At 65.7% G+C, this 14624-nt stretch carries 16 protein-coding genes; 7 read left to right on the top strand and 9 right to left on the bottom strand.

Features of this window, described 5'->3' with window-relative positions; all coding sequences use genetic code 11:
• The first annotated feature begins 1 nt into the window (after position 1).
• Both AC3FLX_RS11165 and argC read left to right on the top strand, forming a co-directional pair.
• Positions 2 to 778: an exodeoxyribonuclease III gene (locus tag AC3FLX_RS11165; protein ID WP_488696472.1), complete on the top strand. Its 777-nt coding sequence runs from the start codon at positions 2 to 4 to the stop codon at positions 776 to 778.
• Positions 779 to 958: 180 nt separating this feature from the next.
• Positions 959 to 1906 (top strand): N-acetyl-gamma-glutamyl-phosphate reductase, encoded by a 948-nt coding sequence (gene argC / locus AC3FLX_RS11160; protein ID WP_488696470.1) that lies wholly within the window; start codon positions 959 to 961, stop codon positions 1904 to 1906.
• A gap of 58 nt (positions 1907 to 1964) precedes the next feature.
• On the opposite strand, the gene AC3FLX_RS11155 is transcribed toward argC, so the two are convergent.
• Entirely contained in the window at positions 1965 to 2912 is a 948-nt protein-coding gene (locus tag AC3FLX_RS11155) for a M48 family metallopeptidase (RefSeq protein ID WP_488696468.1), read from the bottom strand.
• Between the two features lie 105 nt (positions 2913 to 3017).
• On the opposite strand from AC3FLX_RS11155, the gene AC3FLX_RS11150 reads away from it, so the two are divergent.
• Positions 3018 to 4298 carry a muropeptide transporter gene (locus tag AC3FLX_RS11150; RefSeq protein WP_488696467.1) on the top strand — a complete coding sequence of 427 codons (1281 nt, stop codon included), beginning with the start codon at positions 3018 to 3020 and terminating at the stop codon, positions 4296 to 4298.
• A gap of 1 nt (position 4299) precedes the next feature.
• Here the strand turns inward: AC3FLX_RS11150 and AC3FLX_RS11145 are convergent, their stop codons facing one another.
• The 6 genes from AC3FLX_RS11145 to argB all read right to left on the bottom strand — a co-directional run bounded on the left by AC3FLX_RS11145 (position 4300) and on the right by argB (position 9968).
• Entirely contained in the window at positions 4300 to 5118 is an 819-nt protein-coding gene (locus AC3FLX_RS11145; RefSeq protein WP_488696465.1) for an acyl-CoA thioesterase, read from the bottom strand.
• A gap of 105 nt (positions 5119 to 5223) precedes the next feature.
• Positions 5224 to 5832: a methionine biosynthesis protein MetW gene (gene metW / locus AC3FLX_RS11140; protein ID WP_488696463.1), complete on the bottom strand. Its 609-nt coding sequence runs from the start codon at positions 5830 to 5832 to the stop codon at positions 5224 to 5226.
• Positions 5829 to 7001, bottom strand: a complete 1173-nt coding sequence (metX, locus tag AC3FLX_RS11135) for a homoserine O-succinyltransferase MetX (RefSeq protein ID WP_488696461.1) — start codon at positions 6999 to 7001, stop codon at positions 5829 to 5831. Before metX ends, metW begins: the two co-directional genes overlap by 4 nt.
• 290 nt (positions 7002 to 7291) lie before the next feature.
• The gene (slmA, locus tag AC3FLX_RS11130) at positions 7292 to 7948 is read right to left on the bottom strand and encodes a nucleoid occlusion factor SlmA (protein ID WP_488696459.1); all 657 of its coding nucleotides are present in this window, start codon (positions 7946 to 7948) and stop codon (positions 7292 to 7294) included.
• On the bottom strand, positions 7945 to 8982 hold the full coding sequence (locus AC3FLX_RS11125; protein WP_488696457.1) for a pyrimidine 5'-nucleotidase: 1038 nt from the start codon (positions 8980 to 8982) through the stop codon (positions 7945 to 7947). The genes slmA and AC3FLX_RS11125 overlap by 4 nt, the downstream gene beginning before the upstream one ends.
• 68 nt (positions 8983 to 9050) lie before the next feature.
• Positions 9051 to 9968 (bottom strand): acetylglutamate kinase, encoded by a 918-nt coding sequence (argB, locus tag AC3FLX_RS11120; RefSeq protein WP_066735077.1) that lies wholly within the window; start codon positions 9966 to 9968, stop codon positions 9051 to 9053.
• Between the two features lie 155 nt (positions 9969 to 10123).
• On the opposite strand from argB, the gene AC3FLX_RS11115 reads away from it, so the two are divergent.
• On the top strand, positions 10124 to 10345 hold the full coding sequence (locus AC3FLX_RS11115) for a cysteine-rich CWC family protein (RefSeq protein WP_488696455.1): 222 nt from the start codon (positions 10124 to 10126) through the stop codon (positions 10343 to 10345).
• A gap of 63 nt (positions 10346 to 10408) precedes the next feature.
• A complete protein-coding gene (locus tag AC3FLX_RS11110; RefSeq protein WP_488696453.1) occupies positions 10409 to 11347 on the top strand; it encodes a LysR family transcriptional regulator in 939 nt (312 codons plus the stop codon).
• A gap of 38 nt (positions 11348 to 11385) precedes the next feature.
• Here the strand turns inward: AC3FLX_RS11110 and AC3FLX_RS11105 are convergent, their stop codons facing one another.
• The gene (locus AC3FLX_RS11105) at positions 11386 to 11874 is read right to left on the bottom strand and encodes a copper chaperone PCu(A)C (RefSeq protein WP_488696452.1); all 489 of its coding nucleotides are present in this window, start codon (positions 11872 to 11874) and stop codon (positions 11386 to 11388) included.
• A 181-nt stretch (positions 11875 to 12055) separates the two neighbouring features.
• On the opposite strand from AC3FLX_RS11105, the gene AC3FLX_RS11100 reads away from it, so the two are divergent.
• On the top strand, positions 12056 to 13429 hold the full coding sequence (locus AC3FLX_RS11100; protein ID WP_488696450.1) for an ATP-binding protein: 1374 nt from the start codon (positions 12056 to 12058) through the stop codon (positions 13427 to 13429).
• Positions 13429 to 14037, top strand: a complete 609-nt coding sequence (locus tag AC3FLX_RS11095; RefSeq protein ID WP_488696448.1) for a response regulator transcription factor — start codon at positions 13429 to 13431, stop codon at positions 14035 to 14037. Before AC3FLX_RS11100 ends, AC3FLX_RS11095 begins: the two co-directional genes overlap by 1 nt.
• Positions 14038 to 14056: 19 nt before the next feature.
• Here the strand turns inward: AC3FLX_RS11095 and AC3FLX_RS11090 are convergent, their stop codons facing one another.
• Entirely contained in the window at positions 14057 to 14371 is a 315-nt protein-coding gene (locus tag AC3FLX_RS11090) for a hypothetical protein (RefSeq protein WP_488696446.1), read from the bottom strand.
• Positions 14372 to 14624 lie beyond the last annotated feature (253 nt).

Here is a 14624-nt window from a genome sequence, read left to right as displayed (position 1 = left end):
GATGTTACGGATTATCAGCGCCAACCTCAACGGCATCCGCTCGGCCCACAAGAAGGGCTTCTTCGACTGGATGGGCAAGCAGGACGCGGACATGGTCTGCGTACAGGAACTCAAGGCCCAGGAAGCCGACATGACCGAAGCGTTCCTGGTGCCGCATGGCTATCACGGCTTCTTCCACTACGCGGAGAAAAAGGGCTACAGCGGCGTCGGCCTGTACACCCGCCACAAGCCGGAGCGCGTGGTCACCGGCTTTGGCTGTGCCGAATTCGACGCCGAAGGCCGCTATGTCGAGGTGCAGTATCCGCACCTTGCGGTGATTTCGGTCTATGTGCCCTCGGGTTCCAGCGGCGAGGAGCGCCAGGCGGCCAAATTCCGCTTCATGGAAGCCTTCCTGCCCCATCTGCTGCAACTGAAGGCCAGCGGGCGCGAGATCGTGCTGTGCGGTGACGTCAACATCGCGCACAAGGAAATCGACATCAAGAACTGGAAGGGCAACCTGAAGAATTCAGGCTTCCTGCCCGAAGAGCGCGCCTGGATTGGCAACCTCTTCGACACGCACGGCTACGTGGACGTCTTCCGCCAGCTCGATCCCCGTCCCGAGCAGTACACGTGGTGGAGCAACCGCGGGCAGGCCTACGCGAAGAACGTCGGGTGGCGTATCGATTACCACCTGACCACCGCAAAGATCGCGGCCACGGCCAAGGCGTGCTCGATCTACAAAGACGAGAAGTTCAGCGACCACGCACCGCTGTCAATCGATTACGACTTTCCGTTGTGATGTGAAAGGGCGGTGAAAAGGCGCCGCGAAAAGCGATACGCGGCGCCCGCTCTACCCCGCCTGTCCGCTACAGCCCCGCTTTTGGCGTAAACCCTGCGTCAGGCATCCAATCTCGCTACAATGCAGGTTCTCCGCCCCCAAGGACAGGAGACTTTTCGCATTTTTAAAAGTGAGTCCGTCATGGTTTTCAAAGTGTTCGTCGATGGTCAGGAAGGCACCACCGGTCTCCGGTTGCTTGACTATCTCTCGGGTCGCTCCGACGTGGAGCTGTTGCGCATCGCCGATGACAAGCGCAAGGACCCGCAGGAGCGAGCACGCTTCCTGAATGCCTCGGACGTCTCTTTCCTGTGCCTGCCCGACGTGGCCTCGCGCGAAGCCGTTTCGCTGGTCACGAATCCGAATACCTGCGTGATCGACGCCAGCACGGCGTTCCGCACGACCGATAGCTGGGCCTATGGCCTGCCCGAGCTGACCCGCGGCCAGCGCGAGAAGATCCGCGAAAGCAACCGCATCGCCGTGCCCGGCTGCCACGCCAGCGCGTTCGTGCTGGCCGTGCGTCCGCTGGTCGAAGCGGGCCTGATGCCGGCCGACTACCCGGTCTCGGCGTTTTCGCTGACCGGCTACAGCGGCGGCGGCAAGTCGATGATTGCCGAGTTCGAAGCCGGCGGTAATCCCAAGCTGAACAGCCCGCGTCCGTACTCACTGGGCCTGACGCACAAGCACCTGCCGGAAATGCGCGTGCAGGCCGGCCTGTCGCAGGCGCCGATCTTCAACCCGATCGTCGGCAACTTCCTGAAGGGCCTGTCGGTGACGGTGCCGGTGTATCCGTCGCTGCTGTCGCGCAAGGCCGATGCCGAGGCCATCCTCGACATCTACCGCAAGCACTACGAAGGCGAGCAGTTCGTGCGCGTGCATCCGTACAACAGCGACGACAACCTGGACAAGGGTTTCTTCGACGTGCAGGCCAGCAACGACACCAACCGCGTGGACCTGTTCGTGTTCGGCAACGAAGAACGCCTGAACCTGGTGGCGCGTCTGGACAACCTGGGCAAGGGTGCCGCGGGCGCGGCGGTGCAGTGCATGAACGTACGCATCGGCGCCGACGAGGCTACCGGCCTGAAGGCGTAAGCCAGCACGGCGCCTGGCGCGCCGCGAAATAAAAACCGGCTCCTCGGAGCCGGTTTTTTTATTGCTTCAGCGGTCGCATCTGGTCTTCGTCGCCAGCATCCACCGGGGCTCCGCCCAGCCCCGCCATGTTGGCCTGGTGGGGTGCCAGCTTGTCCATCGGCATGTTCATGGACTTGGCGTACAGCGGCAGCACCTCCTTCATGTGCGCTTCCAGCACGGCGATGCGCGTGCGGCCCGACGGATGGGTCGACGTGAATTCGTCGCCGGCCTGCAGGAACTTGCCCATCTTCTGCCAGAGCGTGATGGCGGCGCGCGGATCGTAGCCAGCGCGCGCGGCGATATCCATGCCGATCAGGTCGGCCTCGGTCTCCTCCGCCCGGGAAAACCGCAGCGACAGCATTTTGGCGTTGGAGCCGATATCCATATTGCCCAGGTTGCCAAACCCGGTCAGTTGCGACACCACGTTGGCGCCAAGATTCGAGATTTCGGCCTGTGCCGCGCGCTGGCGCGCATGCTCCTCCAGCGCGTGGGCGATCTCGTGCCCCATCACCACGGCCACTTCGTCGTCGGTCAGCTTCAGGTCGTCGAGCAGGCCGGTGTAGACGGCCATCTTGCCGCCGGGCATGCAGAACGCATTGACCTGCTTCGCGCGGATGACGTTGATTTCCCACGGCCAGCGTCCGGCGCGCGGGTTCCAGAGCACGGTCTGGGGCAGCAGGCGGATGCCGATCTCGCGCAGGCGCTGCACCTGCGGATGATCGTCGTCCAGCAGCGTATGTCTGGCGATGGCTTCCTGCCTGACCTGCTCGTACTCGCGCGCGGCCTGCTGGTCGATGACCTCCATTGGCACGATTTCGCGCACCCGCGAATTGCGCCGGTCCAGGCGTACGCCATCTTCGGGAGCCGCCACAACCGCGACGGTCTGCGCCATGACCGGCAGCGCCAGCGCGCATGCCACGGCAGCCAGCGCGTGGCGCAGGCAGGACTGACGCATGATCTTGGACATGATGGGCTTCACGGCGGGGGCTGGATGCGCGGAGAAGTCGTAAAGTGTGCGGGGCGGCGCGAACGGTGATGCAATAATACACGCCAGCCTTGGCGCCACCCCATCATGAATTTCCATACCTATCTCGACATCTTCCGCAACCGCCGCATCGGCGCCATGCTGACGCTCGGCTTTGCGTCCGGCCTGCCGCTGGCGCTGACATCCGGCACGCTCCAGGCCTGGATGACCGTGGAGGGCCTCGACATCAAGACCATCGGATTCTTCTCGCTGGTCGGGCAGGCTTACATCTTCAAGTTCCTGTGGGCGCCGTTGATGGACCGCTACACGCCGCCGCTGCTGGGCAGACGGCGCGGCTGGCTGCTGGTGACACAGCTCGCGCTGGTGGGCGGCATCGCGGCGATGGCGTTTTGCCCGCCGCACCAGGCACTCTGGGCGCTGGCGGCCCTGGCCACGCTGGTGGCCTTCCTGTCCGCTTCGCAGGACATCGTGTTCGACGCCTATAGCACCGACGTGCTGCGCCCCGACGAGCGCGGCGCCGGCGCGGCGGTCAAGGTGCTGGGCTACCGGCTGGCCATGCTGGTATCGGGCGGACTGGCGCTCTACCTGGCCGATCGCGTGCTGGGCTGGTCGAACATGTACCTGCTGATGGCCGCGCTGATGAGCGTGGGCCTGCTTACCCTGTTCTGGGCGCCCGAACCCGACGCACCGGCGCGCGCGCCGCGCTCGCTGGAAGAAGCGGTGCTCGGCCCGCTGCGCGACTTCTTCGGGCGGCAAGGCGCATGGTGGCTGCTGTTGCTGATCGTGCTGTACAAGCTCGGCGACGCCTTCGCGGGCAGCCTGTCGACCACGTTCCTGATCCGGGGGCTGGGCTTCGATCCCGGTGAGGTAGGCATCGTCAACAAGACGCTGGGCCTGGCGGCGACCATCGTCGGCGCGCTGTTCGGCGGTTCACTGATGGTCCGGCTGGGGCTTTACCGGTCGCTGATGCTGTTCGGCATCCTGCAGGGCGTATCGAACCTCGGCTACTGGGTGCTGTCGGTAACGCCGCCGCACCTGTGGACGATGGCCGCCACCATCGCGGTCGAAAATATCTGCGGCGGCATGGGCACCGCGGCATTCGTCGCACTGCTGATGACGCTGTGCAACCGTTCGTTCTCGGCCACGCAATACGCGCTGCTGTCGGCGCTGGCCTCGATCGGCCGTGTCTACGTGGGGCCGACCTCGGGCTACATGGTGGAAGCGTGGGGCTGGGCGCCGTTTTACGTGGGCACCGTTATCGCCGCCGTGCCCGGTGTTGCGCTGCTCTGGGCGATGCGCAATACCGTGCATCGCTACGAAGCCCAGGCGCGCGAGCCGGCCGAAGGGGCGGTCGCGCGTCCCGCCTGACTTATTCCTTGTAGTAAACGATCTGGTGAGACGTAGCCAGCAACTCGCCATCCGGACTCCAGATCTCCGCGCTCTGGTCGAAGAAGCCCTGCCGGAACACCCGCGCCTGGGCGCTGCCCAGCACGTGGCGGTCGCCGAGCGCTGCCAGCGTGGCGGCATCGGCATGGAAATAGGTGGTCAGTGACACCGTACCGGCCGGCACAAAGCCGGCACGCTTGAGGAAGATGCGCGGATAGAACGCGTCGCACCAGGCGGCGATGGCCGCGTAGTCCGGCGTGCGCGCCGGTTCGTCGCGAATCCAGAACTGCGTCAGGCTGTCAGGGTTCTCAGTGCCAGGCGCGGCATTGGGCTTGGCGCCGCGTATCGCGCGCATGTCGTAGCTGCCGATCCACTTCACGGGGGCGAATCCGCCCATCGCGGGCAGCGATCCGGCGGCGGGCACATCGGGCATCGCCGCCTCACCGCAACTCCACGTCGGCCGGCGTACGGCAAACACGGCGGTGCCCGTGGTGGTGACTTCGCCACTCTGCAGCAGTTCCAGATGCCAATGCTGCGTCGACCTGTTCGTGCGGGACGGCCGCGCAACGATCTCGAACTCACCTTCGGCGATCGGGCCTGCAAAGTTGACAGTCAGCGCGCTGGGGTCGCCCAGCCGCTCGGGATGGATCAGCGCGGCCTGCAGCATCGCGGCCGCCGTGGCGCCGCCAAACGGCCCAATCATGTTCCAGTAGGCCTGGCTGGTGTGGCCGCGAAAGCGATGTTCGCCAGCCGGCTCCAGTTGCAGGGCGTGATCGAGTGGATGCAGGGGCGCTTGCGTCATGACAGAACTCGGGCAGAAAAACGTACGATCGTTCGGGAATTTTCGTACGGTATGCCTGCCCGAGGCTTGCGTCAAGCTAGGGACACTCCAGTTCCGCCCCGCGGATCAGACGGACGTCACGCGATACACGGCCAGGCTGCCGCGCCAGTTGACGCCCCAGTTCACGGTCACGCCTTCGTGCATCACCACGCGGTCCAGCACGCGCAGGCCCACCTTCGGGGCCAGTTCCTCGAAGTCGCGGATCGTCAGCACACGCACGTTCGGCGTGTTGTACCACTGGTAGGGCAGCGACTCCGACACCGGCATGCGCCCCTGAAACACCGACAGGCGGTGCGGCCAGTAGCCGAAGTTCGGGAACGAGACGATGCACTCGCGCCCCACGCGCAGCGTGTCGCGCAGCACCTGGGCGGTGTTGTGGATGGTCTGCAGCGTCTGGGACAGGATCACCGTGTCGAAGCTCTGGTCCTCGAACAGCGCCAGGCCGCCCTCCAGGTTCTGCTGGATGACGTTGACACCCTTCTGCGCGCAGGCCAGCACTTCCTCGTCACGGATCTCGATGCCGTAGGCCTTCACCTCCAGCTCATCCTGCAGCACGCGCAGGAGGCTGCCATCGCCGCAGCCGGCGTCAAGCACTGTCGAATTCGGCTCCACCCAGCGGGCAATCGCGCGAAAGTCGGGGCGCAGCGCCAGGATATTGGGATTGGCGGCGTTCATGCACCGATCTCCTCGGCAATGCGTTCGTAGTAGGCGCGCATCAGGTTGTGATAGCGCGGGTCTTCCAGCAGGAAGGCGTCGTGGCCGTGCGGCGCGTCGATCTCGGCGTACGACACCTGCCGCTTGTTATCGAGCAAAGCCTTGACGATCTCGCGGCTACGGTTCGGCGCAAAGCGCCAGTCCGTGCTGAAGCTGACCACGAGGAACTTCGAGTGCGTCTGCGCCATCGTCTTCGTCAGGTCGCCCTCGAAGGCCAGCGCCGGGTCGAAGTAGTCCAGCGCGCGCGTGATCAGCAGGTACGTGTTGGCGTCGAAGTATTCGGCGAACTTGTCGCCCTGGTAGCGCAGGTAGCTTTCCACCTGGAACTCGACGTCGAACGAGAAGCGGATGTCCTCGGCCTTGAGCGTCCGGCCAAACTTCTCGGCCATGTCCTCGTCGGACAGGTACGTGATATGGCCGATCATGCGTGCCACGCGCAGCCCGCGCTTGGGCTTGACGTTGTGCGCGTAGTAGTTGCCGCCGTGGAAGTCCGGATCGGACAGGATGGCGCTGCGCGCCACCTCGTTGAACGCGATGTTCTGCGCCGACAGCTTCGGCGTGGACGCCACCACGATGCAGTGGCGCAGGCGGTCCGGATACATCAGGCTCCAGGCCAGTGCCTGCATGCCGCCCAGGCTGCCGCCCATCACCGCGGCAAACTGCTCGATGCCGAAGTGATTGGCCACGCGCGCCTGCGCGTTGACCCAGTCTTCCACCGTCACCACCGGGAACAGCGCGCCGTATGGCGTGCCCGTGGCGGGGTTGGTGCTCATCGGCCCCGTGGAGCCGAAGCACGAACCGAGGTTGTTGACGCCGATGACGAAGAAACGGTTGGTATCGAGCGGTTTGCCCGGCCCGACCATGTTGTCCCACCAGCCGATATCGCGCGGATTGTCGGCGGCGATACCGGCCACGTGGTGAGAGGCGTTGAGCGCGTGGCACACCAGCACGGCATTGCTGCGCGCCGCATTGAGCGTGCCGTACGTTTCGACCATCAGGTCGTAGCCGGCAAGCTGGGTGCCGTTGCGCAGCTTCAGCGGCTCGGCAAAATGCAGGCACTGGGGCGTGACGACACCGACGGAATCGGTCGGCACTTCAAGCACGCCAGCGGGAGGAGCGACATCGGTCATGGAGCAGGCCCGCGTCAAATCAGCAGGCGAAAAAAAACCCGACCGGCCAATGCGTTGGTTTCGCAGCCAAGTCGGGCTTTTCGCGGGATTCCGCGTGTCAGTGCTTCGAGCGTGGATGATTCATCCGCGAGGCACCAACCCAACCTCTTTAGCCGCATTTATATTGGCAACCGGAGAGTCTGTTCTCCGTTTGCCGCGCGCCCGCAAGCCAGTCATCAAATCGGCGCGACCCGCACATTATAGTGCAAAGCCGCCGGCCGCATCCATGACCGCTTGCCGGTGCGGGGTCTTTACCCCAGCAGCACGCGCAGCTGGGCGTCGATGTTGTCGCCCGGCAGCTTGCGGAATCCGCTACGGGCGTAGCGGTGCCAGTGGCCCTGTACCGTCGCGGTGATCAGCGCCACGCGCACCGGGATATCGGCATCGGCGGGAAACGCGGCTTGCGTGACCGCCACCTTCAGGCACTGCCGCAGCGACGCCTCGATGCGATCGATCATCTGGTTGATCCGCTCCTGCAGTCGCTCGTGCTCGCCCACCAGCGCCTCGCCGGTCAGCACGCGCGTCATGCCCGGGTTCTTCTCCGCGAAGTTCAGCAGCATGCGTACGATGGCCTGCACCTGGCGCAGGCCATGTTCCTCCTGCGTGGTGATCTGGTTGATCAGGCCGAACACCGTCTGCTCGATAAAGCCGATCAGGCCTTCGAACATCTGCGCCTTGCTGGCGAAGTGGCGATACAGCGCCGCCTCGGAGACCGAGAGCTTCGCAGCCAGCGCCGCCGTGGTGATCTTTTCCCCGCGCGGATGCTCGAGCATGCCGGCCAGCGTCTGCAGAATCTGGATGCGGCGTTCGCCCGGGCGCGGGCGCTTGCGTGCCGGAGTCTCCGGCTCGTTGGCCGATTGGGCAACTGGCATAAGTGCCTCTGCCTCGCGAGCGATGGTTTGCGTCATGACCCGATTCTCCGCTTTTGTCGTAGGAGTTGATGCATCAATTGTACTTTTATGTCCACATATCCCGGGCGATTCACCACGCGCGCACGCACTCTTGGTGCGTGATCGGGCTGCATCTGTGGCGCCGTTGCCGCAGTCTGGCCGTTTGACTCACCGCCTGGGTGGTCAACGGACGGGTCCTGGCTTTCGGCCGCCACCAGTGTCACCGAGCGCTCCTGGGCCGCATGACTCACATGCTGACGATCTTCGGCAGCCAGCGTGGAGCGCGTGGCGGCATCGCGCGCCGCGCCTGCCTGCGCCGGCACCGGGTGCGGCCGGGACGGGGCCAGCGTGCGCAGAAAGCCGGTGACCCAGGCCGTCCGGATGCCCATGCCCGCGTAGTGCTTCAGGTGCGAGACGGTGTCTTCCACCAGCACCACGCGGTGCGGCGCCACGCCGGTCTGCGCCAGTAATCGGCGCAGCATGCGCCGGTCGGGCTTCGGGCGCAAATGGCCGTGCACCCACATATCCTCGATGGCCACCACGCGCTCAAAGCAGCGTTCGATGCCAGCCACCGCCATCACGGCATGCGCATAGTCGCGCGGCGCGTTGGTAACCAGGATCTTCCGGCCCGGCAACTGGCGCAGCGCCGCCGCCAAACCCCGGCGCACGCGCACCATGTCGGCCAGCTCGGGAAAATCGTGCGCGGCGCGCAGAAAGTCCGCCGCGTCCACCTGATGATGGCGAATCATGCCAAGCAGCGTGGCGCCGTAGCGCTGCCAGTATTCCACCCGCACGCGGCTGGCCGTGGCCTCGTCGCTGCCCAGCACCCGCGCCACATAGGCCGTCATCAGGCCGTTGATGGCCGGAAAAATCGCGTGCGATGCATCGTGCAGCGTGTTGTCGAGATCGAACAGCCACACCGTCTTGCCCGACGTATTGCCCACCGCGCCACGCCGCAGATGCTGGCGTGGACGATGAACCGATACGGAGTCGGACGAGAGGCGGCGTGCGCGATCCCTGCCGCGACGCTGGGTGGGCTGTCGGATATACACGCCTGGATTGTGAACCTGAATGGGAAAGGGACGGGAACCCGCACGTGGCAGGTTCCCCGGTGAGGCGCTCAGTGCGAGCGGATCATCGTGCCGAAGGCCTGTTCGGTCAGGATTTCCAGCAGCAGCGAGTGCTCGATGCGGCCGTCGATGATGTGGACCGAATGCACACCGCTCTTGGCGGCGTCGAGCGCCGACGAGATCTTCGGCAGCATGCCGCCGGAAATCGTGCCATCGGCGAACAGTTCCTCGATCTCGCGCGCCGACAGGTCGGTCAGCAGGTTGCCCTTCTTGTCCATCACGCCCGGAATGTTCGTCATCATGACGAGCTTTTCGGCCTTCAGGATCTCGGCCATCTTGCCGGCCACGACGTCGGCGTTGATGTTGTAGGCCTGGCCGTCATCGGAGAAGCCGATCGGCGAGATCACCGGGATGAACGCGTCATCCTGCAGCGCCTTCACCACCGCCGGGTTGATCGCCTCGATATCGCCCACGTAGCCGATGTCGATGAACGTGCCCGGATTTTCGCGGTCCGGCATCTGCAGGCGCTTGGCGCGGATCAGGCCGCCGTCCTTGCCGGTCAGGCCCACGGCCTGGCCGCCGTACTGGTTGATCAGCATGACGATGTCCTGCTGGACTTCACCGCCGAGCACCCATTCCACCACTTCCATGGTTTCCTCGTCGGTGACGCGCATACCCTGGATAAACGTGCCGACCTTGCCAACCTTCTTCAGCGCCTCGTCAATCTGCGGGCCGCCGCCGTGCACCACCACCGGGTTCATGCCAACGAGCTTCAGCAGGATCACGTCGCGCGCAAAGCCGTGCTTGAGCTTTTCCTCGGTCATCGCATTGCCGCCGTACTTGACCACAATGGTCTTGCCGTGGAACTTGCGGATGTAAGGGAGTGCCTCGGCAAGGATTTCGGCCTTGAGAGAGGGGGCGATGGCCGCTACCGACGTGGTGGCAGGCCCAGGATTGTCAGCGTTCATGGCTTCGGACATTCCGTGTGATCTGGAGCAGGTATCATGACGAACCGTCCGCCGGATATGGCGATACGGGCGAGCCGGCATTGCGGGCAGGCGCCGATTCTACAAGAAACCGGCGGCGGTATTGCAATCGCGGCAATGCAACAAGGATACACGTCATGACCAACCCGTCGACGATCCAGACCGGCCGGCTGCGCCCCGTGGAGCATTGCAGCGCCTGCGGTGCCGCGTTCGTCTGCGGCTATGCGGCCGGGTTGCCCGAATGCTGGTGCGCCAGCCTGCCGCTGCTGCCGGCGCGCCAGATCGTGCCGGGCCAGCATTGCCTGTGTCCCGATTGCCTGAAACGTCGTCAGGCTGAGACATCTCTCAATTCCCAGTGAAAATTTTCACTCCTGCGCTCCGCGAATGACAAAACGGGCGCAGTCCGGTTTAACATTCGCGTCATGAATAGCCTACGCGGAATCGACCTGAACCTGCTGGTGGTGCTGGAAGCGCTGCTGGCCGAACGCCATATCTCGCGCGCGGCGCTGCGTCTACAGCTCAGCCAGCCGGCCGTGAGCCATTCCCTGGCGCGGCTGCGGCAGTTGCTGGACGACCCGCTGCTGGTGCGCGGTCAGGGCGGGCTGGTGCTGACGCCGCGCGCCCACGAGCTGACCACGCCGCTGGCCGAGGCGCTGGCGCAGGTACGCATTCTGCTGGGGCCGGGCGGGTTCCAGCCGGCGACGGCACGGCGCACGTTCCGGCTGGCGATGTCCGATTACGGCGCGCTCGTGGTGCTGCCCCGGCTGTTGCGGGCGCTGCGCCGCGCCGCGCCCAGCATCGACCTCGTGGTCACCCAGGCCAGCCGCGAGACGATGACCTCGCAGATTGCCGATGGCGAGCTCGACATCGCGCTGGGCGCCTTTGCGTTCGAGCCCGAGGGCGTGCGCACCGCGGTGCTGTTCGACGACGATTTCGCATGCGCGGTGGATGCCGCCACGGTGCGCGACACGGGCCGGCTAGATCACGTGGCCTATCTGGCACGCTCGCATGTGCTGGTGACGGCGGCCACCGAGCGTGGCGAGGCCATCGATGCCGCCGTGACGCGGTTGGGCGGCCGGCGCAAGATCGCCTGTTCGGTGCCCCACTGGAGCGTGGCACCGGCGCTGATCGTCGGTACCAATATGGTCCTGACCACCGCGCGGCGCAGCCTGGAAGCGCTGGCCGACACCCGCCTGGCCATCTTCGAGGCGCCGTTCACGATCCCGGGCTTCACCTACAGCATGATCTGGCCAGAGAAGGCCGAGGCCGATCCGGGCCATACCTGGCTGCGCGATCGCGTGCGCCAGGCCGTGGCTGCCCCGGAAGACGAAGACGCCGCGGCAATCAGCCTGCGCGGCTGAGCAGGCGCCCCGCATGGGCGCCCCGCCGCCCGGCGTGTTCAGTGCTTGTGCTGCGTTTGGCCACCCGACTGGGCCGCCGCGGTCACGTCCCGCACCTCGGCCTTCACGGTCTGCTCCGTGACCTTGCCGTTCTGTTCGAACTTCAGCGTGATGGGCACCGTGTCCCCCGCCTTGAGCTGCTGTTTCAGGCCCATCAGCATCACGTGATAGCCACCCGGCTTGAGCTGCACCTCCTGCATCTTCGGCAGGTCCAGCGACGGGATCTGGCGCATCCGCATCACGTTGTTGTCCATCTTCATTTCGTGAAGTTCGGCCGTGGCCACCGGCGACGACACGCCGACCAGCTTTGCCGCTTCATGCGCGTGGATCGTCATGAATGCGCCAGACGCGGTTTGCGCCGGCACCGTGCCGCGTACCCAGGCGTCACTGACGTCGACCTGGGCCATGACGTGGGCGCTGGCCAGCAGACCGGCCAGGCCAAGGGTGACGATGGAAGCGGCGCGCGCCGCACGGACTTTGGCTTGCATTGGGAACATCTCCACGATTCAGCTCGAAAGGGAAAATTTCGGATCGACCATTAGACCACGGCGCGCCAGGCACCGCCGGGCCGCCATGTAACCGGATAGTCTGGCAGCACCGCCGGCGGCCCAGAATGCGGCACGGTGTCGCATAGCGGGCAACCTGCCTCAGCATTGCTACACTCGCGCCATGCACGCCTCGATCGATCTGTCCCCTACCCCGCTGCCGGCCATCTTCGGCGTGCCGGCGCAACGCCATAGCCTGGTCAGCCTACGCCGGTTGTGCTGGCTGCGCTGGGCGCTGCTGGCAGGCCAGGCGATGCTGCTGGTGTCGTGCGAATCGATCGCCGGCATCATGCTGCCGTACAAGCCGCTACTGTTCCTGTTCTCGATCCAGACCGCATTCAACCTGTATTCGGTGGCACGGCTGCGCTGGCATGCCACGCGGGGCACGATGCCTGGCGACGGCGAGCTGATGGTGCAGATGATGGTGGACCTGACATCGCTGTCGGCCATCCTGTTCTATACCGGCGGCGCCACCAATCCGTTCGTGTCTTTCTACCTGCCCGGCCTGGCCATCGCGGCGGCCATCCTGCCCTGGCGGCTGGTGGTGGTGCTGGCGGTCTACGCGCTGTCCTGCTATTCGCTGCTGCTGCTCGAATACCTGCCGCTGCATCTTCACAACCCCGACAACGCGGTGAACTATCACCTGGCCGGGATGTGGCTCAACTTCGTCGCCAGCGCGGTGATGATCGCGTTCTTCGTGGCAAGGCTGTCCAATGTGCTGCGCCAGCGCGATGCCCAGCTCAACCAGGCCCGCGAGCTGCTGCTGCGTGAGGCGCGCGTCGAGGCGCTCAACGACCAGGCCGCCGCCGTGGCGCATGAAATCGGCACGCCGCTGGCCACGCTGGCTGTGATTGCCGGTGAATTGCGCGCCGATGCCCAGGATGCCGGGCGCGGCAAGACAGAAGTCGCCGACTACCTGCCGGACCTGCGCACGATGGAACAGCAGCTGGAACTCTGCCGTTCGATCCTGGCGCGGCTGCGCGAGGACAACGAAACGCTGGCGCCGCAGCGCATCGACGGCTGGATCGCATCGTTCGTCGAGCGATGGCAGTTGCGCCATCCGCATGCCAGCCTGCATGCGAACGTGTCGCCCGATGCCGGCGCGCAGGCCGTCGATACGGCGCGCGTCAGCCAGATCCTGACCATCGTGCTGGACAACGCCGCGCGCAGCCAGCAAACGGAACTCAACGCGCCGGGCCAAACACCGCCACTGTCGCTTGCCGTGACGCGCAACGCCGATGCGCTGATCTGGCGCGTGACCGATCATGGCAGCGGGATTGCGCCCGGACTGCGCACCCAGCTTGGCGAAGCCCCCGTGGCAAGCACCCACGGCGGCCAGGGCATCGGCCTGTACCTTGCGCAAAGCGCGGCACGCCAACTGGGCGGGCGGCTGGCCTGGCTGGACAATCCGGCGGGCGGCACGGTGACAGAGCTGCATCTGCCCCTGGCCGGTGCAGCCGGGCAGCCGATCTCCATTTCCTCCGAATTTCAACCGTAATGACTGACGTACCTGCCAACGAACGCGCCGACGCAGCCGAGGCCACGCCTTTCCTCGTGATCGATGACGACGAAGTGTTCTCGGGCACGCTGGCCCGTGCGCTGACGCGCCGCGGCTATGCCGTCCAGGTCGCGCACAACGGCGGCAGCGCGCTGGCGCTGGCCGCGAAGACGCCGTTTGCCTACGTCACGCTGGACCTGCACCTCGGCCCGCCGCCCGAGGCCGGCGGCACCGCCGCCGCCGAATCGGGGCTGCATCTGGTGGCGCCGCTGCGCCACGCGCTGCCCGACGCGCGGATTCTGGTGCTGACCGGTTACGCGAGTATCGCCACGGCCGTGGCCGCGGTGAAGCAGGGTGCCGACGAGTATCTGGCCAAGCCGGCCAATGTCGATTCGATTCTGACGGCGCTGATGGCGGGGGTTTCGGAAGACGCGGCGGAGGCCGCGCTCGAGGAGCCGGTGCCGTTATCGGTAGCCCGCCTGGAGTGGGAGCATATCCAGCGCGTGCTCACGGAGCACGGCGGCAATATCTCCGCCACGGCGCGCGCGCTCAACATGCATCGGCGTACGCTGCAGCGGAAGCTGGGCAAGCGCCCCGTGTCGCGCTGACACGGTCCCGCCGGCGGATTTACAGGCGGAGCTGCACGTAGTCCCAGCCGAGGTCGTCGTCCGACGCATCGGCCATGCGCTCGGCATCGCTGGCGTGGCGGTCGGCCAGCGTCACGAAGGCACCCGAAGCGATGGCCTCGGCGGTCACTACCGTCTGCGTGGCGGCGTAACGCTCGGTCTGGTCTGCTGGCGCCGCGGCATTGGCGGCCGGCAATATCGCAGGGCGAATGCAGAGAAATACGGTGGCCGCGGTGATGGCCCCCACGACTGCGGCGGTGGCTGTCGCAACGCGGCGCTTTCGCACCCGGTTGCTCTTGAAGAAGGTTGTACGCAAGGCTGACTCCCGGTAGGTGTTTGTGCAGTGTGCGGTGGCTCCCGCACCGGTCCATCGACCAACAAGGTGCGCAAGGGTCTCATTGGCGCGGGGTCGGCGCCAGTGTGCTTACCAATGCTTACGAGGGTTACGGGTGTGACATCCTGCACCTGCCTTTGAAACACCGCCGACGTATTCGGGGATGGTGAGTTCGGCCTTGGGGTCCGGCTGCGGCACCACGTCGCACGTCGCCACGGTGGACGGAAAGTTAGAC

The organism is Cupriavidus sp. 291-E7, assembly GCF_057798835.1.
This window is presented reverse-complemented; position numbering and strand designations above follow the sequence as displayed.